This is a genomic window from Leuconostoc sp. C5, assembly GCF_056530425.1.
The window spans coordinates 386,711-408,230 of the sequence record NZ_CP134351.1; the positions used below are offsets into that span (position 1 = coordinate 386,711).

Here is a 21,520-nt window from a genome sequence, read left to right on the forward strand (position 1 = left end):
CCCGGTAACGGGGGCCAAGTCGTTGTATGCTTAACGGTAAACCGATTCGCATACACCAATCACAGGTCATTTTCACAATCGCACTCACGCTGGCTCTCATCAACCGTCAGCTTTCTTAGCTTCGATAAATTGCTACTTTTCTGTTCAATTTGTTTTCGTTTTAAAAATCGTTATAGCCTATAATAACTAGATTATATTTATTTGTCAAATGTTTTATTTAATTCTTGAATAATAACAAGAAAACAACAAACATAATTATGCTGGAACCAAGTAGTGCGAAAGTGCCAAAGATACCAGAAAGAACAGCAGAAGAGAAGGCACCAACCATGAAAAAGACAACTAATATTGAAAATACCCATGCATTATGTAGAAAAATATGGTCACGGTTAATAAAGTATTTTACGAGATTGGTACCCACATTACGTAAATTACCAGTTGACATAACGCTTGTGAAAGGTAGACCACGTAATTTTGGAAATGAGTCCAATTGCATTGCTAATAGAAAGGATAGTGCCGATATGATGACCGTACTAGCTAGGTGATGATTAAAGACACCAATCATTGCAATACCAATAAATTCGATCAAAATACTGTGCTGTTGTAAGGATAATTTGCCGGCTGGAACAAAATGATTTAATACAGTATTAAATGCAGCCCCAAGCACGAAAAAAATGATTGGGATAACAAAAAATAAGGTTGCTTTCCAGTGTCCTTGGGCAAGGTGGAATCCTGCTTGGATAATATTTCCAGTTTGTAAGCTAGCAAATCGTTCGTGGTGGTATTCAAATGTGTACGAGTCGATAAAACCCGAATTCATGACGAGCAGTAGACCAATACGCAATCGTTCTTGCATTGGATTTTTATTCTTCAATATCATAATATCTCCTAAAAAATATTATTTTAACACGCCTGATTTGCTAATACTAGTAAAAAATAGATATACTGATACTACCATTTGGAGAGGGGAAGTTAATTGATAAAATTGAAGATAGTAGTATTTACATTTTTGTTTGCCATGATGGGTGTCTTAACGGTTTCCGCAGATGGCGATTATCGTATTACTGATTTAAATGAGGTTGTACGAATTGATGCCAACGGGGATGCGCGTATTACTAAAAAGGTCACTTATCATTTTGATGATGAGATGAACGGTGTGTATTTTAAAGAATCACTTAAAAAAGGAACTGCTTCACAATCGTTACAGTGGGGAGGATTAACTTCAATTGAGGTTAGCCATAACAACGGGGAAAAGCAGACTATTTTACCTCGTCAGGGTGATAGTAGTTATGGTTATGTTGAAACAAAAACTAGTCAGCAGGTTCAAGAAAAAATATATTATCCAGTCCAAGAGAATGATCAGTTGACAATGTTTTATCATTACACTTTAAAAGGTGTCGTGGTAAATTGGGATGATATTGCTGAGATAAACTGGTTACCTATAGGAACTAGGGACGTTGCCATCGAAAAATTACGTTTGGAATTTGCACTACCTAATCAACCAGCATCAACTTTAAAGGCTTGGGTACATGGGCGGTCGGTGGGACATGTTCTTGTGAATAAGAAACAGGCGAACATAACAGTTAACAGCAAGAAAATTGGCCCCGATGATACCGTCGAAGTCCATACTTATTTTGATACCAGCCAGACACCGTTGAATACGAATAAGCAGTCAGGTAACCGTGCTGCCTATATTCAAAAGCAAGAAAAAGCGATTGCGTTAAAAAATAAGAAATCCCTACAGATAAAGAAAGTAATTGGATTCATTGTTTCTCCAATTGTTATTATGATACTCGTATTCATTATTATGCTAAAAACTATCCAACGACGAAAGCTATTACAAAGCGCGCGACAACAGAGCGGTGTAACTGGTGACATTGTCCATATCTTTGATATACCAAATGATATTGGACCAGCGCTGGTCAGCGAACGAATTGCTAAATCAGTTACAAATGCGAAACTTATTATTGCAACACTGCTCGATTTGATTGCCCGTCGCAAAATTGCAATGACATATGACGATATTCAAAAGCAAGATGACATAACCTATTCAGTTTTGGATGAAACGAATTTACAGCCATTTGAATTAGTTTTCATTAATATGATTTTTGGTAAGTATCGTAGAGCGGTTGTACATGCCGAATTTAAGCAGCCAGAATCAGGGGTGTCAAATCGGATTAAAAAAGATATCAGTTCTTTTACAAAAGCACTAAAGGAAGCTGAAAAGCAGGCTTCAATAATTGACCATGTACTGACTAACAAAATAAAAAGTCAGCAATTTTTTCTAACGCTAGCCCTAATTATTAGTACAATAATATCTACTTTTTTGTTAGGAATTTTTGCTTATAGTACACAAGCATGGTCCATGTGGTATGTTATTTTTACGGAAATTATTGTTGTCATATTAGTTCTTATTTTTAGTATTAAACCAGCAATATTTTATAAGGTTCCTGATGGCTTTCAGGAAAAATGGCAGTGGGATGGATTTGCCAAAATGTTACACGATATTGCTCATTTAGAGAATAAAACGGTTTTGGACGTACAACTTTGGGATAAGTTGTTGGCCTATGCTATCATATTTGGCGAGGCAAAAAATGTCGCAAAACAAATGAAAGTTTGGTCACAAAAGGTTGATACAGATGATTCTATAATTTTTGTGCCAATCATGTTATATGGCGATGACTGGAGCGAGAGCTTGATTTATAATATTGAAAATGACGGTGCTTTTCACGTCGATAATAATGTGAATGGCGACGGTGGGGGATTTTCCGCTGGCTCATCAGGAGGTGCGGGGGGCGGCAGTGATGGTGCTTTCTAAAATGATAAAATTTTCAAACAAAAATGACACGTACTTAGAAAAATTTGTTATACTATAAGCATAAGTTAATTTCTGAGGGAGTAACTGACGGAATGATCGTGGCTGAATCGTCAAAGCAAAACAGCAATGTTTTATATCGCGCTTTATTGCGCCGGTTTAGCATTAAACAGTGAGACTCATGTAAACACACTTTTATTTGTGTTTACATGAGTTTTTTCTTTTGTTGGTAAAAACTTGGAAATTTATTTGAAAGAATAAGGAGATATTCAACATGGCAGATAAGCCACTCTATAATCAAGATAACACAGAAGTGTTATCTCATTTGCAGACGGATGCTAGTAAGGGGCTTTCGAGTTCTGAAGCTAATAAGCGTCTTGAGCAAAATGGCGCTAATCAATTGAATGAAGCTAAGTCAACGAATTTAGTCCAAAAATTTATTAATCAATTTAAGGACTTGATGATTGCTATTCTGTTGGCCGCCGCCATTGTTGCCGCATTTACTGGAGAAGTGGTTGATGCAATTTTCATTTTAGCTATTGTTATTATTAACGCCATTTTTGGTGTTTTCCAAGAAGCTAAAGCTGAGGATGCGATTAATGCCCTAAAAGAAATGTCGACACCAAATGCTAGTGTAATTCGTGATGGTAAAGAAACTTCAATTAAGTCCACAGAATTAGTAGTCGGTGATATTGTTCGTTTGGAAGCTGGAGATATTGTACCAGCTGATGTACGTTTGATTGAATCTGCGTCCTTGCAGGTTGAAGAGGCATCGCTGACCGGTGAATCTGTGCCAATCAATAAGAGTGCGGAAACACTGCAAGAGACAGATTTGCCCCTCGGTGATCGTACAAACTTGGGATTCATGAACACTAATGTGACTTATGGTCGTGGTGTTGGTGTCGTCACAGGTACTGGTATGCAAACTGAGATTGGTCATATTGCTGGCATGTTAGAAGCAACGGATGAAACTAAGACACCATTGCAAGCAAACTTGGCTAAGTTGGGACAAGTATTAACTTATTTGATTCTCGGTATTGCTGTGGTCACTTTCATCGTTGGTCTAGCACGTGGTAAGGAAACAATTATTGACATGTTGTTGACCTCCATTTCTCTAGCGGTGGCGGCAATTCCAGAAGGATTACCTGCCATTGTAACAATAACCTTAGCATTAGGAACAACGCGTATGGCCGCTCGTCATGCACTAGTTCGTAAACTACCTGCGGTAGAAACGCTAGGCTCTACAGATATTATCGGATCTGATAAAACAGGTACCTTGACACAAAACAAGATGACTGTGGAGAAATTAGTCGTCAATACTGAAATTTCTGATGCTGCTACTACTGAAGAATTGACGGGAACTTACGCTCGCTTAGCAGATATTCTGGCTTTAAATAACGATACAAAGCGAACTGAAAATGGTTTTATCGGTGATCCTACAGAAACAGCTTTGATTGCTTTTAATGAAAATCATGGGCGTGATTTAGATAAGCTGTTTACAGAAATGCCACGTGTGGCCGAGATTCCGTTTGATTCAGAACGTAAATTAATGTCAACTGTTCATCCGGCACCGACTGGCTATATTATAACTGTCAAAGGCGCACCTGATGAATTACTTAAGCGTGCGACACGAATTGAGATTAATGGTGAAATTAAGCCATTATCTGATGACATTCGAGCAAAGCTCTTGTCGATTAACTCAGAGTTAGCAACGCAAGCTCTTCGTGTACTTGGTTTTGCTTATAAGACAGTTGACCAAATACCTGGCAATCTGGATACAGAAACGGTTGAGCAGGAACTAGTATTTACCGGATTCGTTGGCATGATTGATCCAGAACGTCCTGAAGTTGCACAAGCCGTTGCAGAAGCTAAAGCAGCTGGTATTCGTCCAATGATGATTACTGGTGACCATCGAGATACAGCAGCAGCTATTGCTATTCGATTGGGTATATTGGATGAAGCGGATAAAGAAACAGCTGTTATTTCAGGATCTGATTTAGATGCAATGAGCGAAGAGCAATTTGCACAAAATGTTGATAAATATAATGTTTATGCACGAGTAGCGCCTGAGCATAAGGTTAAAATTGTTAATGCTTGGCAAAAGAAGGGCAAAGTCGTTGCCATGACAGGAGACGGTGTTAATGATGCCCCAGCCTTGAAGACAGCTGATATTGGTATTGCCATGGGTATCACCGGTACAGAAGTATCCAAGGGTGCTTCTGACATGGTTTTGGCTGATGATAACTTTGCTACGATCGTTCATGCCGTTGAAGAAGGACGTAAGGTCTTTGCCAACATACAAAAGGCTTTGCAATACTTATTGGCCTCAAACTTAGCTGAAGTTATTGCAATTTTCGTTATGACATTGTTGGGCTGGAATATATTGGCACCAATCATGATTTTATGGATTAACTTAGTAACAGATACTTTGCCAGCTATTGCATTAGGTATTGAACCGGCTGAAAAAGGTATTATGAAGAATAAGCCCAGAGGTCGTGGTGCTAGCTTCTTATCAGGTGGTGTTGGACCAGCAATTATTTGGCAAGGGATTTTGCAAGCTGTAATTGTGTTAAGTGTATATGGGTTTGCGTTAGCAGCTCCTGTTCATCCAGAAGTACATTTGGCGCACCAAGATGCCTTGACAATGGCATTTATGACGCTTGGTTTAATGCAAATGTTTAATGCTATTAACGTAAAATCTGTCTATGGCTCAATGATTGGGCCGCAAGCTTTCCAAAACAAAATGTTTAACTGGGCATTGTTAGGATCTGTCTTAGTAATGGCTGCAGTTGTTGTTATTCCGGGTTTGAACCCACTTTTCCACGTATCACATTTGGATGGTTATCAATGGGCTATTGTGTTAGTGGCTGGAATGAGTATCATTGTCATCGTAGAACTGGTAAAATTGATACAGAGATCAATTTTCAAAAAAGGATAAACAACATTGGCAAAATTCAACCCCAAACAAGCACAAGTTTACGTACAAACATTGCAAGAAGTATTAACAATAACTCAAGACACTGCTGATCGTGTAGCACCATTTTTTACAAAGTTAGATGATGCAAAAGAAGCGAATGCTGTTGCAGATATCCCTGCAGCAGAATTCGCCGAAATCAAAGCAGAATTTGAAGACGCTGTAGCAGCATATCAAAAGAATGCTCAAATTTTAAATACGGTTCAAGCACCTGTTCGTTTGTTGGGATTGCATAAATCATTGGCTAAAAATTATAGTGCCTATGCTGGAGCAACCAATATGATGAGCGAGGCATTAAATGTTGCCGATCAGACAGTAGATGACGTATTATACGTTAAATCAGAGGAAGACCAGGAACTTTATCTTGGCAAAATACAAGCAAATGTTTCAAAAATTATGATGGGTGCCGGTCGTTAAGAACGGTAACTTGCTATTAATATAAGGTTTGAAAAACGAGTAACTTACTCAGTAAGTTACTCGTTTTTTATTACATTAATTTTTTAAGTGTTTGCTGTGTGAAATAACCATTTTCTAGCTGCTTGGCCAAAGGAATAATATTTTTTTGCCAATTAGCATATTGTTTTTCCGATATTGAAGAAATCCTCTCAAGCTCAGACAAGGAGTCAATAACAAATCCTAGGTTGTATTGAAGGATTAAATGACCAATTGCACTTTGATTCCAAGCAATTAATGGCAAGCCAGCGCGCAAATATAGGCTAGCTTTGTGTGGTGCATTGAATCGTGTGTAGGTTTGGTATGTTTTGTCCTCAAAATCACTATCCCATAATAAGCCAAAACCATCATGAAAAGCATCTAAAATACTGGTAGGGTCGAAGTTTTCACGATAGTTAATGTTTGAAGGAAAGGTCACGTCAGCCCATCGCTTTGGTCTTGAACCAAAAAGCTCTATTTTGGGGCCATTATAATGTTTAAGCCACGGAGATTTTTGAAAAGTACCCGCAAAGTTAATTTTGTGACTAAAAGTAGCTTTTTTAGTGACGTCACCTAAATAATCAAAAAAAGGTTGAATAATGGCAGGTACGTGAACACCCAATTTCTTAAGTTCATCATACATTGCTTGCGAATGAACGATAATGGTGTCGTAGCTATTTAACACATTTATTTCCCAAGGCGCTGTTTTAATCAAGCGTAAGGGCTCAATATCATGAATCAATAGAGCGCTCTGTGCCTGATGTTTACTCAAGGCCGTGATAAGTTCAAGTTCAAAATCAGCGCTCATATAAGTTGGAAATTGGTGGATGACCTGATCACCCGGATTTACCATATTTAGCCATGATCGAATCTTTTGTTGACGTGTTTCGCTGTCAAAACGTCCATCGTTATAGCGTTCTAAAGGTAAAATTTTCCAACCAGTTGCAGCGGCAATTGCTGCGTAGTCCGCTTTTGCTTTTAAAGCACCTGGTGGCATCCAGGGTTCTATTGTATGAGTTATAAAGTTTGTCATAGTACGATTATATCAAAATCCGAACATTTTTAAATGTTTTTTGTCAAAAAACGAACTATAAAATAACAAAACGTTAAATATTCGGATATAAAACAGACTTTTAATCAAATTATAAGAAAAAAGCTGCTTAAAAAACGGATAATAAGAGCATAAAGAATATTTGGAGAAAAGATATGCAACGTTCAGCAAAAATTGGTATTGGTGTAGCAGCAGTAGTCGTTATTGGTGGTGGTATTTATGCCGCAACGCAAAAGTCTTCTACTAAAAGTACAGGATACGCTGTAGCTTTGGTTACTGATGGCGGTGGTATTGACGACCGATCATTTAACCAATCAGCATGGGAGGGATTGAAAGCCTATGGAAAGGCTAACAACCTCGAACAAGGGAAAGGTGGTTATAATTATTTCCTAAGTTCAGATACTTCGGATATAAAAACTAATTTGCAAACTGCTGTTAAGGGTGGTTACAAATTAGTATATGGTGTGGGATTCGCAGCCGCCCCTGCCGTTACTAGTGTTTCCAAGGCTAATTCTAAGACTAATTTTGCGATTATTGATTCAGTCGTAAACAACAAAAACGTAGCTTCATTGCTATTCAAGTCAGAACAATCATCTTATTTGGCGGGTGTCGCTGCGGCAAAGCAAACTAAGTCAAAGACCGTTGGTTTTGTCGGCGGTATTCACAGTGACACAATTGACACTTTTGAAGCTGGCTTTAAAGCTGGTGTGAAAGATACAGACAGCAGCATCAAGGTCATTACGCAATATACAGATTCATTTACAGATGCAGCTAAAGGAAAGACAATCGCGGCTTCAATGGTTGCGAATGGTGCTGATGTGATTTTCCAAGCTGCCGGTGGCGCGGGTAATGGTGTGTTTGCCGAAGCCAAGGCAGAAAACCAAAAGTTAGCTGCAAATGCAGATAAAAAGGTCTGGGTCATCGGTGTCGATCGTGATCAAAAAACTGATGGCAACTATAAAGATAAAGATGGTAAAGCGTCAAACTTTACTTTAGTATCTGCAGTTAAGCGCGTTGACAGTGCGGTTGAAGATGTGGCAAACAAGGCGAAAAACGATAAGTTCCCTGGTGGAAAGACCATTACATATGGACTGAAGCAAAAAGGGGTAAGCTTATCAAAGGATTCAGCTTCAGAAGATGTTTGGTCAGCAGTTCAGACGGCACAAAAGAAGATTATTAGTGGGAAAATCACTGTGCCAGTGCATCCTTAAAAACGAACAGCTAAGTAAAAATTATCGATTAATAAGTCGATAATTTTTTTGATGTAATATTGAACTCAAAAATAAAGAGGCCAGTTTCTGCTACAATTTATTGGATACAGATTAATAACATTTCTAAAAAACAGATGACTTTTCGTAAGACATAAACAGGTTAGCTGCATTTCAGTATCAATTGTTATATGCTTTTAGATTAAAATCTAACATTATCTGGTCTAACCAATCGTTTTTTTGTTATACTAAATATATTATGAAAAAAATATGGATAATTCTCACAACGCTTGCAGTTAGTTTCATTGCAATGGCGTCTGTTACGACCGTCAGCGCAGCAAAACCAAACTACATCATCACAACGGATGCAACATATCCGCCGTTTGATTTTCAAGATAGCAATAATCAATATACAGGTATTGATCAAGAAATCTTGAAAACTATCGCAAAACGTGAAGGATTCACGTACACATTAAAGCCTATGAGCTTCAATGCGGCAACACAATCGGTCACATCAGGTCAAGCTGATGGGATTATCGCTGGTATGTCAATTACTGACGAACGAAAAGAAGTGTTTGACTTTGGAACGCCTTATTATAAATCTGGTATTGCATGGGCAGTAAAAAAAGGATCTAATATCAAATCGTTAAGCGATTTAAAAGGGAAAACCGTTGCCTTAAAGACTGGAACTGCGGGTGCTGATTACGCACTTTCAATTCAAAAGCAGTATGGCTTCAAGGTTACCTATTTTAATGATTCAGATACGCTATACAATGATGTTGTGAATGATAATGCACAGGCAACATTTGGTGATTTACCAGTGTTGCAATACAGTATTAAAAATGGCACAAAGTTGAAAGTTATGAACGCGAAGTCACCATATGAATCAGGATGGTATGGATTCGCCGTTAAAAAGGGCCAAAACAAACAACTTTTAGCTTCTTTTAACAAGGGATATGCAGCAATTAAAAAAGACGGTACATATGACAAAATTATCAAAAAATATCTTGGTGCACCAGCATCGGATTTCACTGGTAAAAAGTCGGATAATAACTCAGTATTAGGTATTTTAAAAGCCAACAATGGGGCGTTCATGCGTGGCTTGTGGCAAACATTGTTGTTAACGATTTTGGGTATTATCTTAGCCTCAATTTGGGGCGTAATTCTAGGAGTCATGGGTGTTAGTCAAAACAGCGCAGTTCGTGGTTTGTCAACAACACTTATTTATATTTTCCGTGGTTTGCCATTGATGGTATTGGCATTCTTCATTTATATTGGCTTGCCAGGAGTGATTGGAACAAAGATACCCGCCTTTACAGCGGGACTAATTACCTTAATCTTAAATGAAGGTGCTTATACAGGGGCCTTTGTACGTGGTGGCTTCGAAGCCGTTGATAAAGGTCAGATGGAGGCAGCACGAAGTCTAGGGTTCACTTATAATCGTTCGATGCGTAAGGTCATCATGCCACAAGGATTGAAGATTATGGTACCAAGTTTCATTAACCAATTTATCATCACGTTGAAAGATACCTCAATCTTGTCAGCCATCGGTATTTTAGAGTTAACACAAACTGGAACCTTAATTGTGTCACGTAATTCGCAAGGTTTCCGTGTGTGGGCTATTGTGGCTGTGATATACTTAGTCGTTATTACATTACTCACGTGGTTGAGTAATTGGGTAGAAAAGAGGACACGTGCATGAGTGAAGCACAAACTAAAGTTAAAGTACATGTCGATAAAGTTAATAAATCATACGGTTCGAACCATGTTTTGCGTGATATTTCCTTAGATATCAATGAAAATGAAGTTGTCGTAATGATTGGACCATCTGGTTCAGGTAAGTCAACATTCTTACGTATGTTGAATCAGTTAGAAACGCCTGACAATGGTACAATCGTTGTTGATGGCTACGATCTTTCTCATAAAGGCACAGATATTAATAAAGTTCGTGAAAATATTGGTATGGTTTTCCAAAGCTTCAATTTATTTAATAACTATACTGTTTTAGAAAATATCATGTTGGCACCTGTTGAACTTGGTAAGATGGATAAAGAAAAGGCCGAAAAAAAGGCCCGTGAATTACTGGAAACGGTTGGTCTAGCTGAAAAAGCAGATGTATCAGTGAATTCATTATCTGGTGGACAAAAGCAACGTATTGCTATTGCACGTGCCTTAGCCATGGAGCCAGATATTATGCTCTTCGATGAACCAACATCCGCTTTGGATCCAGAAATGGTTGGGGATGTTTTGGATGTTATGAAGAATTTGGCCGGATCAGGTATGACAATGATTATTGTGACACACGAAATGGGATTTGCTAAACAAGTGGCGGATCGGGTTGTGTTCTTTGAATCAGGTAAGATTCAAGAATCTGGTGTACCAGAACAAGTTTTCAATGCACCAAAAAATGAGCGTTTACAAGAATTCTTGAGCAAAGTTATGCATGCATAATAGCGTAAACAAAAAACAATTAAGTAAGATGGCTTAAAATGCCATCTTTTTTTGAGAGGGAAAAACATGTTCAAAAAAGGTTTCATCCTTGCTGTTACACTGGTTGTAGCACTACTATCTTTTTCATTGGCGGCAGATTGCATTCATGCCGATAAACCACACTATACAATTTCAACAGATGCCACTTATCCGCCATTTGACTTTCAGGATAAGAACAACGATTATATTGGTATTGATCAAGATATTTTGAAAGAAATTGCTAAACGAGAAAATTTTACTTATACACTTAAACCAATGAGCTTTACCTCAGCGGCGCAACTAGTGGCTAATGGTCAAGCGGATGGCATTATTGCCGGTATGGCTATTACAGATGAACGCAAAGAAGTTTATGATAATTCGACGCCATATTATAAAACCGGTGTTGCTTGGATTGTAAAAAAAGGTAGCGAAATTAAGTCTTTGAAGGATTTGAAAGGTAAAACAGTAGCTTTGAAAACGGGCACAGCTGCCTCTGAATATGGTAAGTCACTTCAAAGAAAATACGGTTTTAACATCAAATATTTTAATGATACTGATACGATGTATAATGATGTCGTTGTGGGTAACTCTGCTGCCACTTTCGAGGATATGCCAGTCATTCAATATGCTATTAAAAATGGTGTAAAGCTCAAGGTAATGAATGCCAATAATCCAGGTAATGCTGGATCATACGGTTTTTTCGTTAAAAAAGACGAAAATAAAGAATTATTGGCATCCTTCAACAGGGGATTTGCATCAATTAAAAAAGACGGTACCTACGACAAAATTATCAAAAAATATCTTGGTGCGACACAGTCAACGTTTACTGGTTCTAAGAAAAACAATAATTCAGTGCTAGGTATCCTAAAAGCCAATGATGGTGCATTTCTAAAAGGATTATGGTTAACAATTGAGCTGACTGTATTGGCAATTATTTTAGCCTCAATTTGGGGCGTAATTCTAGGAGTCATGGGTGTTAGTCAAAACAGCGCAGTTCGTGGTTTGTCAACAACACTTATTTATATTTTCCGTGGTTTGCCATTGATGGTATTGGCATTCTTCATTTATATTGGCTTGCCAGGAGTGATTGGAACAAAGATACCCGCCTTTACAGCGGGACTAATTACCTTAATCTTAAATGAAGGTGCTTATACAGGGGCCTTTGTACGTGGTGGCTTTGAAGCCGTTGATAAAGGTCAGATGGAGGCAGCACGAAGTCTAGGGTTCACTTATAATCGTTCGATGCGTAAGGTCATCATGCCACAAGGATTGAAGATTATGGTACCAAGTTTCATTAATCAATTTATCATCACGTTGAAAGATACCTCAATCTTGTCAGCCATCGGTATTTTAGAGTTAACACAAACTGGAACATTGATCGTGGCGCGAAATTCACAAGGTTTTCGTGTTTGGGCAATCATCGCTATTATTTATTTGATAATTATTACATTACTCACATGGTTGAGTAACTGGGCTCAAAAGAAAATACAGTGATAAGGACACCTCTAATTCGTATGATGAATTAGAGGTGTTTTATGATTATTGCATGTGATAGTAACAAGAAATATGTGCGGGCCGACGAAGCAAATAAAAGAAATAATTACTTTTGCCCTGGATGCCATGAAAAAGTTATTTTAAAGAATGGGGAAGTCAAACAAAAACATTTTTCCCATTGTGCTGGTGCGGCATGCGTGACTTTTACTGAAAACGAATCGATGCAACATTTGTCTGGAAAATTGCAACTCGCGTCTAAACTACAGTATTATGGTGATGTGCAAATTGAAGCAGTTTTGCCAGAAATTCAACAGCGACCAGATATACTACTAATACATAACCATAAAAGAATAGCTATCGAGTATCAGTGCAGTCCCATATCGCAAAAAAAACTCGACATGAGAAATAAAGGATATTTCGCTGAAAATATTCATGTTATTTGGATTTTAGGGCAAACTTATTTTAATAGAACAATGACACAAGGAACAATTATGAAATTCATGGCTGATAATGCATTGGTTTTCTATTTGCCTGATAAACAATATTTTGTACATCGGCAGCATTTTAGAAAACCAGATTTTTCACGTGTACTTTTTGTTGATAAAATAGATACAACATTATTTAATGCAAAAGTTCCAAAACAAAGAACGAGATTAAATATTCCAAAACAAATCTATAAACTGCAGAGCTTAATTCTACAGCAGCGAGTCGATCCTAAGTTGGTTGATTATCTATACAAAAAGAATCGGCTGCTAATGGATGTGCCCGTGTGGGTACATGGTGGAAATACCTTTGGGCTTAAGGTGCCTAATTGGTATTGGCGCTTGATTACTATTCTATTTTTAGAAAAAATAGGTCAACAAAATGTTGTGAAAAAGGCAGAATTAACAGTTAAGCTAATCCCTTTTTTGTTAGGTAATAATACATTTAAGCGACAACAAATTGCAGAATTATACCATGATCTCGAAGTACATGATTACATCTTGCAGCAAGAGAACTACATATTAGTGAGGCGTCTGCCACAGTGGAAAAATGCGCGTCAACAAAGTATAGTGAAAATATGATAAAATGATTAGTACTGAATGATAAGGAGTATGCGTTTGATCGCAAATTAAATAATTATGTCTGAAAAACAACTATTACGTAATCAAGTACCAGAAAATCTTACATGGGATCTATCCTCAATTTTTCCGACAGATGAAGCTTGGGAAACCGCTTTTAATGAGACACGAAAGTCTGCACAAGCATTAAGCAAGTATGCTGGACACGTCGGGGATTCTGCGGATGTTTTGAAAGAAGCCTTAGAAGCAGATTTAGCAGTAGAACGTCAATTCGAAAAAGTCTACGTATATGCTCATCAAATTTATGATCAAGATACAACTAATCAAAAGTATAGTGCATATAATGCTCGTGTTCAAGGCTTATATGCTGAATTAAGTGCGAATACAGCTTTCTTCCAGCCTGAAGTGTTAGCATTGTCAAACGAGACACTAGATGCATACTTAGCGACAGCTGGTTTGAAAAAATATGCACACTTCTTTGACGTTTTAAAAGCTCGTAAACCGCATACGCTACCTGCAGAACAGGAAGCCTTACTAGCAGGAGCAAGCGACATCTTTAATGCTTCTGAACAGACTTTTGGTGCATTGGATAATTCAGATATTGTTTTTGGTGATGTCCATACTGAAACAGGTGAAATTGTGCCATTGACAAATGGACTCTATTCATTGTTGTTGGAGTCTAAAGATCGTTCATTGCGTGAGGAAGCGTTCACAACGCTTTATGATAGTTATATTGCTTTGCAAAATACATTTGCCTCAACGTTATCTTCACATGTCAAGGGACATAACTTTTTGGCTAAAACTCGTCACTATGATTCAGCTCGTCAAGCTGCTGTAACAGCCAATGATATTCCTGAGTCAGTTTTTGAAACATTAACCAAAACAGTTGATGCCAATCTGCCATTACTACACCGTTTTGTATCATTACGTAAAAAAATTCTTAATGTTGACGATGTACACTCTTACGATTTATATGTACCACTTGTTGATGAAATTAATTTTGAAGTAACATATGAAAAGGCAAAAGACATTGTTTTGGCGGCTTTGGCACCGTTAGGCGAGGATTACATCGCTATTGTTCAAAAGGCTTTTGATGAACGATGGATTGATGTGGTTGAAAATAAGGGGAAGCGTACTGGCGCTTATTCAAGCGGTTCGTATGATACAAAACCATTCATTTTGCTTAACTGGCAGAACAATTTGAATAATGTTTATACGTTGGCTCATGAAATGGGACATTCGGTTCATTCATACTTTACACGCCATAATCAAGAGTATCATTATGGTGATTATCCAATATTTTTAGCTGAAATTGCTTCAACTACTAATGAGGGATTATTAACGGATTATTTGCTAAAGACAAATGATGATCCCAAGTTTCAGGCCTACGTATTGAACCAGTATCTAGATGGATTCAAAGGAACAGTTTTCCGCCAAACTCAATTTGCTGAGTTTGAGCAATGGATTCATGAACAAAGTGCGGCTGGAGTTGCTTTGACAGCTGATGAGATGAGTACATTCTATGGATCGTTGAATCAAAAGTTTTATGGATCGGACTTATTTCCAGATGAAGCTATTGCTTATGAATGGGCACGTATTCCACATTTTTATTACAATTTCTATGTTTATCAATATTCGACAGGCGAAGCTGCTGCCACAACTTTGGCAGAACGCATACTAACACAAAATGGTGCTGAGGATTATAAGAACTATCTGAAAGCAGGTAATTCAGATTATGCTTTAAATGTGATCAAAAAAGCTGGCGTTAACATGAGTCAACCGGACTATTTAAATGAAGCTTTCAAAGTGTTTGAAGAGCGATTAAATGAGTTTGAAAAAATCATGTTAAAGTAAAATATTTGTCTATTGGTTAAATAGAAATTGTTAACCACGTATATAAAAAACAAAACTAATCAGTCCTTGCGGCTGATTTTTTGCTAAAATAATATTAGGAGAAAATGATCATGGCCCCACGAAAACTTGTCGACGTTGCAAATCAAGCACTTAACGATACATATACCCCTTACTCTCATTTTCCTGTAGGTGCTGCGTTACTCGGCGAAAATGGTGAAATTTTCAAAGGTGTTAATATTGAAAATGTATCATTTGGTCTAACCAATTGTGCCGAGAGAACTGCAATTTTTACAGCTATAGCAGCAGGGCAACGCCATTTTCATGGGTTAGTTATTTCAGGGCGTACAGACGAACCTATAGCTCCATGTGGTGCTTGTCGACAAGTGATGGTGGAGTTTTTTGATCCTGACATGCCGATTTGGTTGATTAACGATCAGGGTAAAGAAATTGAAACAAATATTGCAGAACTAATGCCGGGATCCTTTAATTCATTACAATAAAGAAAGAAGAATAATAATGTCACAAATCTATCTTGCAGGACCTTTTTTTTCAGATGAACAAATCGATCGTGTGAAACGTATTGAAGCTGCTCTTGATTCGAATCCAACTGTTACTGATTATTATTCACCCCGCAAACATCAAAAGACTGAAAACCCTGAATTCACCTCACCATGGGCGGCAGAGGTTTTTCAACGTGATATCAAGAATGTCACAGATGCGGACATTATTTTGTCGATTATTGATTATCGTGATAATGACGCCGATTCAGGAACAGCCTTTGAGCAGGGCATGGCATGGGTACAAAAAAAGCCAATTATTGTATTTAATGAATTGAAGTTCCCAGTGAATTTGATGCTATCAGAATCACTGACTGCCTACATCACAAATTCGGACGACATTGCAACGTATGATTTTGATCAAACACCAAAGTTACCATTTACGGGAGAACTATTCTAATGAAAAAAGTATTAGTAGCTAACATGACATCTCAAAAAGCTGTCAACTATCTTGAATCCAAGGGATATCAAGTGATTAAAAATGATCAGGCCTCAGATGATGATTTTCTGGGGCATGCAGATGTTGATGGCATTCTAATTATGATGCATCCATTTGGTGAAAGCTTGATGTCCAAAATGCCCAATCTCAAGGTAGTTGCACGTCACGGCGTTGGATATGATAATGTTGATTTAGATGCAGCCAGTGCACATGATATTGTTGTGACCAACACGCCTGGAGCGAATGCAACTGCGGTCGCCGAAACGGCTATGATGCATATATTGATGGCTGGACGACTGTTTTATCAGCGTCGTCAAGCTATTACTGATAACGCGAACAAGCGTTACCTAGCCGCGCATCACGGTCAAGAGTTAACTGGAAAAACAGTTGGTATTATTGGCTATGGGCACATTGGCCAAGAAATTAATCGTATGTTGACGGGATTTAATGTAAAAGTATTGGCTTATGCACGCCATCAACATGAGGTAACTAATGGTCGCATGGCAACGCTAGATGAGATATATGAACAGGCGGATTTTGTAGTGACAGCGCTCCCAGCAACGCCTGAAACAAAGCATATGATCAATGCGAGTGTTTTTAGAAAAATGAAAAAGAGTGCCGTATTAGTTAATATCGGACGTGGAGCACTTGTTGATGAGAGGGCATTGGTTGAGGCATTAACTAATGAGGAAATTGCTGGCGCTGGGGTAGATGTTGTTGAAAAAGAACCAATTACAGCGGAAAATCCATTACTACACTTGCCTAATGCATTTGTTACACCACATGTCGCTATGATTTCCAAGGAGGCCATGGATAATGTAGCTTTGAAAGCGGCAGAGGATATCGTTCGTGTCTTGGAAGGTGAACGAGCTGTATTTCAAGTGAATTAACTAAAAATAGGGGGTTATGATGGTTAAAAAAACAAAAAATACTGAAAATACTTTGTGCAAGAACTTCACCTGTACTTTCGAACTTTTGGGGCGTAAATGGAACGGACTAATTATTGAAACATTGCTGATTAGTGGCGCCAAAAGGTTTTTAGAAATATCACGTGCTGTTTCAGGGTGTTCGGATCGGGTGTTAGTTGAGCGCTTAAAAGAGTTAGAGGCTGCACACATAGTAATTCGTCAAACTTATAAAGATTCCAATTTAATTGAGTATAAATTAACTGAGGCGGGAGAAGCTATGCGACCTATGATGACAGCAATTCATGAATGGTCAGATCAATTCAATAACGTTGCTAACCTGGAAGAACCTGACAGTGCAACAAAATTTTGATATACTAAAGAAGCATACGATGAATGACCCAGTAATTGTATTGATGCCCTCAGCGAACGGTGATTAGTGAAAGACCGTGGCTAAGATACGGTGAAATTCAGTCAGGAGTATTGGTTTAATCGCCAACGGTTGTCTCCGTTATGGACACCAAAGCTGGATTTATCCAGGAATTTGGGTGGTACCACGGTATTTAACGTCCCATGTAGTTCTTTTTTGGAAGAATTACATGGGACTTTTAATTTGTAAAGTATAGGTGACTGGTAAAGATAAAAGTTAATGGTCACAATATTGAAAGGAAAAAATATGGGCTTAATTGAAGATCTTACGGCTTTAAAAAATTCAGCAGTAGAACGAATTAATGATAAAAATGCTGATATTGAGCAATTACGTGTGAAGTTATTAGGAAAAAAGGGTGAGTTAACAGGTTTGCTGAAGGGGATGAAGGATGTCGCCGCAGAAAATCGTAAAATGGTTGGTGAAGTTGGTAATGATGTTCGTCAAACTATCACAGAGTTATTGAAACAAAAAAAACAAGCGCAAGAAGAATATGCTTTAAATCAACAGTTATTGGCAGAAAAAATTGATGTTACTCTGCCGGGTAGCGCGCATCAGGTGGGACAACCACACGTTTTACAACAAATTATTGACGAAATTGAACAGCATTTCTTGGGCCTTGGGTTTGAAATAATCGATGATACAGTTGATTCACCAGAAGTTGAGACTGATGAATATAACTTTGAACGTGAAAATTTGCCTAAGGATCATCCTGCTCGCGATATGCAAGATACATTTTACATTACGCCAGAAATTTTATTGCGTACGCAAACATCTCCAGTTCAATCTCGATCGCTTGAAAAACATGATTTTTCAAAGGGACCACTGAAAATGATTGCTCCTGGAAAAGTCTATCGTCGTGACACGGATGATGCCACTCACTCGCATCAGTTCCATCAAGTTGAGGGCATGGTGGTTGGCGAAAATATCACAATGGCTGACTTAAAAGGTACATTGCTTTCCATTATGCAAGAATTATTTGGTGAAAAACATCAAATTCGCATGCGACCTTCTTATTTCCCTTTCACTGAGCCATCTGTGGAGGTAGATGTTTCCTGGAATGAAGTTACACCAGATATGAATCCAGAAGACATTGAGTGGATTGAAGTTCTTGGTGCTGGAATGACACACCCAAATGTGTTAAAAATGGATGGCATTGATCCTGAAAAATATTCAGCTTTCGCCTTCGGCTTAGGACCAGATCGATTTGCTATGTTGAAATATGGCGTAGATGACATCCGCCAATTTTACTTGAATGATGTGCGTTTCTTATCACAATTCAATCGAAAGGGGAACTGATTATGAAAACAAGCTTAACATGGATAAATGAATATTTGGATAATGCAATTGACTTGCACCCAAAATCAGTGAGTGATTTAGCGGAAAAAGTAGAGCGTACAAGTGTAGAAATCGACAGTAATACAACGATTGCTTCAGGGCAAAACGGTCTTGTAGTAGCTAAAATATTATCAGTAATTCCACACCCAGATTCTGACCACATGGTTATTACTCAGGTTGAGGCTGGTGAGCCAGAACCAATACAAATTGTCACAGGAGCGCCTAACGTAGCCGAAGGACAAATGGTTATTTTAGCTAAAGTTGGTGCACATATTATTAACCGTGAAAATGGTGAGCTAATTGAACTAAATGCAGTTAAATTACGTGGAGAATTCTCTTATGGCATGTTAGTTGCACTACAGGAAATTGGCTTCAGTGACAAAATTGCCCCCAAAGCGTTTGAAGCAGGGATTTATGTTTTTAATGAAACTGATGATGTTAAACCTGGAGATGATGCGCTTGTAGCTTTGGGAATGGATGAGCCGGTATTAGATACTGACTTAACGCCTAATCGAGCAGATATGCTATCAATGATCGGTACAGCCTATGAATTTGGGGCGATGTTAAATAAGCCGGTTACTCTGCCATCATTTGAACTGGTCGAGTACGAACAAACAGCAGATAGTCAAGTTTCTGTTCAAATTGATGATCAAGAACTAGTTTCAAAGTATGCGTTGCGCGTTGTAAACAACGTCACTATAAAGGATTCTCCCTTGTGGTTACAAAAGCGCCTGTGGAATGCCGGTATGCGTCCAATCAACAATATCGTTGATATCACTAATTATATGATGTTAACCTATGGGCAACCACTACATGCATTTGATTTGGACAAGTTAAATGGTTCAGATATTTACGTACGCCGTGCGAAAGATGGCGAAAAGTTGGTAACCCTCGATGGTGAAGAGCGATCATTGCGATCCGGTGAAGACATTGTCATTGCTGATGAATCAGAAGGATTGATGTTAGCTGGTGTCATGGGTGGCATGGGTTCTGAAATCGATAATAATACAAAAAATATTGTGATTGAAAGTGCCATATTTAACCCAAGTTTGGTTCGAGCAACTGCAAGACGCCATAATTTGCATTCTGAGGCATCATCACGCTTTGAGCGTGGATTAAACTGGGATGAAACACTTAATGCCTTGGATCATGCAGCTAGTTTAGTAGATGAATTAGCAGACGGTCAAGTAGCACGTGGCCAAATTGTTGCCGCTGATGATGTTCGTAAAGATATCCGATTGTCATTGTCAATACAACGGGTAAATAATATTTTGGGTACATCATTAGAAACAGATGAAATTGCTAACATTTTTGATAAGCTGAACTTTGTTTATGAAAAAAATGATGAAAAAATTGTTGTTGATGTGCCAGCACGTCGTGCTGATATTTCTATTGAGGCCGATTTAATTGAAGAAGTAGCACGTTTGTATGGTTATGATAACTTACCAGTTACATTGCCCTACGGTCCTACAACGTCTGGTAAATTGTCTAGAGAGCAACGTCAAATCCGTGCTAGTCGGCATATTATGGAAAGCTTGGGATTAAATCAAGCAATTTCATATGTGCTAACAACGAGTGAAAAAGCCCAGTTATTTGCTGAAAATAAAGCAGATGGTGTTGTAACATTAAACTATCCTATGAGCTCTGACCGTACAACGGCTCGCCAAAATTTATTAGCAGGATTATTAGATGATGTCAGTTATAATGTGAGCCATTTTGTACCTAACGTTGCGTTATATGAACAAGGTCGAGTGTTCATTGCTAATGAACCTAATGAGCAACCAAAAGAAATTGAGCATATAGCGGGAGTAGTAACTGGTAATTTACAAAAATCATCATGGCAAGAATCTAAGCAAGAAAAAGCCGTTGATTTTTATGATATCAAAGGAATTGTAGAAAATTATTTAGATCAGATTGGTGTCGATAACGTCCGTTATGTTGCGACAGAACGCCATGAAAGTATGCACCCAGGTCAAACGGCTGATATTTATATTGGAGAACAATATGTCGGATTTGTTGGTCAAATTCATCCCAAGATTACAAAAAAGCAAAAATCAGCGCCAGTATTTGGGTTTGAACTTAATTTATTTACTGTATTTAATCATGTGACAGATAGTATTCAATTTAATCCTATTTCACGTTTTCCACAAATTAGTCGAGATGCCGCATTATTAGTTGATCAGGCGACAACAAATAGTGAAATTAGTGCAACAATTGTAGAGACAGCAGGGGAGCACTTAGTTGATGTGACTTTGTTTGATGTTTATACAGGTAACAATCTGCCAGAAAGCAAAAAATCACTTGCTTACACGTTAACTTATCAAGATAGTGATGGCACGTTGCTAGAAACTGATGTGAATTCCGATTTTGAACATATTATGAGTGAATTACAATCTAAATTTAATGTAGAAATACGCTAATTATTTTTCTAATGTTATTTGAGTTGTCATTGTAAATACGATATAATGGGTTGCAGACTATAAAGTTATAGGATAATTT

The 21,520-nt window shown here is 38.0% G+C and carries 17 protein-coding genes and 1 other annotated feature; of the genes, 15 read left to right on the top strand and 2 right to left on the bottom strand.

Annotation, left to right across the window (positions count from 1 at the left end; translation table 11 throughout):
* Positions 1–217: 217 nt before the first annotated feature.
* Complete coding sequence (locus tag RHP56_RS02135) at positions 218–877, bottom strand: YoaK family protein (RefSeq protein WP_011679281.1); 660 nt, start codon at positions 875–877, stop codon at positions 218–220.
* Between the two features lie 96 nt (positions 878–973).
* Between RHP56_RS02135 and RHP56_RS02140 the strand changes: the two genes are divergently transcribed.
* From RHP56_RS02140 to RHP56_RS02150, 3 genes are all read left to right on the top strand, one after another.
* On the top strand, positions 974–2,815 hold the full coding sequence (locus RHP56_RS02140; protein WP_258984441.1) for a DUF2207 domain-containing protein: 1,842 nt from the start codon (positions 974–976) through the stop codon (positions 2,813–2,815).
* Positions 2,816–3,086: 271 nt separating this feature from the next.
* On the top strand, positions 3,087–5,750 hold the full coding sequence (locus RHP56_RS02145) for a calcium-translocating P-type ATPase, PMCA-type (protein WP_025267782.1): 2,664 nt from the start codon (positions 3,087–3,089) through the stop codon (positions 5,748–5,750).
* A gap of 6 nt (positions 5,751–5,756) precedes the next feature.
* Positions 5,757–6,203: a hypothetical protein gene (locus tag RHP56_RS02150; RefSeq protein ID WP_014324321.1), complete on the top strand. Its 447-nt coding sequence runs from the start codon at positions 5,757–5,759 to the stop codon at positions 6,201–6,203.
* A gap of 70 nt (positions 6,204–6,273) precedes the next feature.
* Here the strand turns inward: RHP56_RS02150 and RHP56_RS02155 are convergent, their stop codons facing one another.
* Positions 6,274–7,251 (bottom strand): sugar transferase, encoded by a 978-nt coding sequence (locus tag RHP56_RS02155; protein ID WP_061514765.1) that lies wholly within the window; start codon positions 7,249–7,251, stop codon positions 6,274–6,276.
* A 173-nt stretch (positions 7,252–7,424) separates the two neighbouring features.
* Here RHP56_RS02155 and RHP56_RS02160 point away from each other — a divergent pair, with 173 nt between their 5' ends.
* From RHP56_RS02160 to pheT, 12 genes are all read left to right on the top strand, one after another.
* Entirely contained in the window at positions 7,425–8,480 is a 1,056-nt protein-coding gene (locus RHP56_RS02160; protein ID WP_011679286.1) for a BMP family lipoprotein, read from the top strand.
* Positions 8,481–8,736: 256 nt separating this feature from the next.
* The gene (locus tag RHP56_RS02165; RefSeq protein WP_011679287.1) at positions 8,737–10,179 is read left to right on the top strand and encodes an ABC transporter substrate-binding protein/permease; all 1,443 of its coding nucleotides are present in this window, start codon (positions 8,737–8,739) and stop codon (positions 10,177–10,179) included.
* Positions 10,176–10,928 (top strand): amino acid ABC transporter ATP-binding protein, encoded by a 753-nt coding sequence (locus RHP56_RS02170; protein ID WP_011679288.1) that lies wholly within the window; start codon positions 10,176–10,178, stop codon positions 10,926–10,928. The genes RHP56_RS02165 and RHP56_RS02170 overlap by 4 nt, the downstream gene beginning before the upstream one ends.
* A 66-nt stretch (positions 10,929–10,994) precedes the next feature.
* A complete protein-coding gene (locus RHP56_RS02175) occupies positions 10,995–12,440 on the top strand; it encodes an ABC transporter substrate-binding protein/permease (RefSeq protein ID WP_102753355.1) in 1,446 nt (481 codons plus the stop codon).
* Positions 12,441–12,481: 41 nt separating this feature from the next.
* Complete coding sequence (locus tag RHP56_RS02180) at positions 12,482–13,504, top strand: competence protein CoiA (protein ID WP_102753354.1); 1,023 nt, start codon at positions 12,482–12,484, stop codon at positions 13,502–13,504.
* Between the two features lie 57 nt (positions 13,505–13,561).
* Positions 13,562–15,355, top strand: a complete 1,794-nt coding sequence (gene pepF / locus RHP56_RS02185) for an oligoendopeptidase F (protein ID WP_102753353.1) — start codon at positions 13,562–13,564, stop codon at positions 15,353–15,355.
* A 110-nt stretch (positions 15,356–15,465) separates the two neighbouring features.
* On the top strand, positions 15,466–15,855 hold the full coding sequence (locus RHP56_RS02190) for a cytidine deaminase (protein ID WP_011679291.1): 390 nt from the start codon (positions 15,466–15,468) through the stop codon (positions 15,853–15,855).
* Positions 15,856–15,871: 16 nt separating this feature from the next.
* A complete protein-coding gene (locus RHP56_RS02195) occupies positions 15,872–16,312 on the top strand; it encodes a nucleoside 2-deoxyribosyltransferase (protein WP_004164656.1) in 441 nt (146 codons plus the stop codon).
* Positions 16,312–17,241: a phosphoglycerate dehydrogenase gene (locus RHP56_RS02200; protein ID WP_102753352.1), complete on the top strand. Its 930-nt coding sequence runs from the start codon at positions 16,312–16,314 to the stop codon at positions 17,239–17,241. The genes RHP56_RS02195 and RHP56_RS02200 overlap by 1 nt, the downstream gene beginning before the upstream one ends.
* Before the next feature lie 19 nt (positions 17,242–17,260).
* Entirely contained in the window at positions 17,261–17,629 is a 369-nt protein-coding gene (locus tag RHP56_RS02205) for a winged helix-turn-helix transcriptional regulator (protein WP_102753351.1), read from the top strand.
* A gap of 10 nt (positions 17,630–17,639) precedes the next feature.
* Positions 17,640–17,833 (top strand) — a binding site (T-box leader).
* A gap of 99 nt (positions 17,834–17,932) precedes the next feature.
* The gene (pheS, locus tag RHP56_RS02210) at positions 17,933–18,982 is read left to right on the top strand and encodes a phenylalanine--tRNA ligase subunit alpha (RefSeq protein ID WP_025267790.1); all 1,050 of its coding nucleotides are present in this window, start codon (positions 17,933–17,935) and stop codon (positions 18,980–18,982) included.
* A 2-nt stretch (positions 18,983–18,984) separates the two neighbouring features.
* Positions 18,985–21,441 carry a phenylalanine--tRNA ligase subunit beta gene (pheT, locus tag RHP56_RS02215; protein ID WP_102753350.1) on the top strand — a complete coding sequence of 819 codons (2,457 nt, stop codon included), beginning with the start codon at positions 18,985–18,987 and terminating at the stop codon, positions 21,439–21,441.
* Positions 21,442–21,520: the final 79 nt, after the last annotated feature.

Coding starts and splice junctions, on each gene's coding strand:
- RHP56_RS02160 (WP_011679286.1), top strand. CDS start 7,425: ATGCAACGTTCAGCAAAAATTGGTATTGGTGTAGCAGCAGTAGTCGTT.
- pheT (WP_102753350.1), top strand. CDS start 18,985: ATGAAAACAAGCTTAACATGGATAAATGAATATTTGGATAATGCAATT.
- RHP56_RS02195 (WP_004164656.1), top strand. CDS start 15,872: ATGTCACAAATCTATCTTGCAGGACCTTTTTTTTCAGATGAACAAATC.
- RHP56_RS02145 (WP_025267782.1), top strand. CDS start 3,087: ATGGCAGATAAGCCACTCTATAATCAAGATAACACAGAAGTGTTATCT.
- RHP56_RS02170 (WP_011679288.1), top strand. CDS start 10,176: ATGAGTGAAGCACAAACTAAAGTTAAAGTACATGTCGATAAAGTTAAT.
- RHP56_RS02180 (WP_102753354.1), top strand. CDS start 12,482: ATGATTATTGCATGTGATAGTAACAAGAAATATGTGCGGGCCGACGAA.
- pheS (WP_025267790.1), top strand. CDS start 17,933: ATGGGCTTAATTGAAGATCTTACGGCTTTAAAAAATTCAGCAGTAGAA.
- RHP56_RS02200 (WP_102753352.1), top strand. CDS start 16,312: ATGAAAAAAGTATTAGTAGCTAACATGACATCTCAAAAAGCTGTCAAC.
- RHP56_RS02135 (WP_011679281.1), bottom strand. CDS start 877: ATGATATTGAAGAATAAAAATCCAATGCAAGAACGATTGCGTATTGGT.
- pepF (WP_102753353.1), top strand. CDS start 13,562: ATGTCTGAAAAACAACTATTACGTAATCAAGTACCAGAAAATCTTACA.
- RHP56_RS02155 (WP_061514765.1), bottom strand. CDS start 7,251: ATGACAAACTTTATAACTCATACAATAGAACCCTGGATGCCACCAGGT.
- RHP56_RS02165 (WP_011679287.1), top strand. CDS start 8,737: ATGAAAAAAATATGGATAATTCTCACAACGCTTGCAGTTAGTTTCATT.
- RHP56_RS02175 (WP_102753355.1), top strand. CDS start 10,995: ATGTTCAAAAAAGGTTTCATCCTTGCTGTTACACTGGTTGTAGCACTA.
- RHP56_RS02205 (WP_102753351.1), top strand. CDS start 17,261: ATGGTTAAAAAAACAAAAAATACTGAAAATACTTTGTGCAAGAACTTC.
- RHP56_RS02190 (WP_011679291.1), top strand. CDS start 15,466: ATGGCCCCACGAAAACTTGTCGACGTTGCAAATCAAGCACTTAACGAT.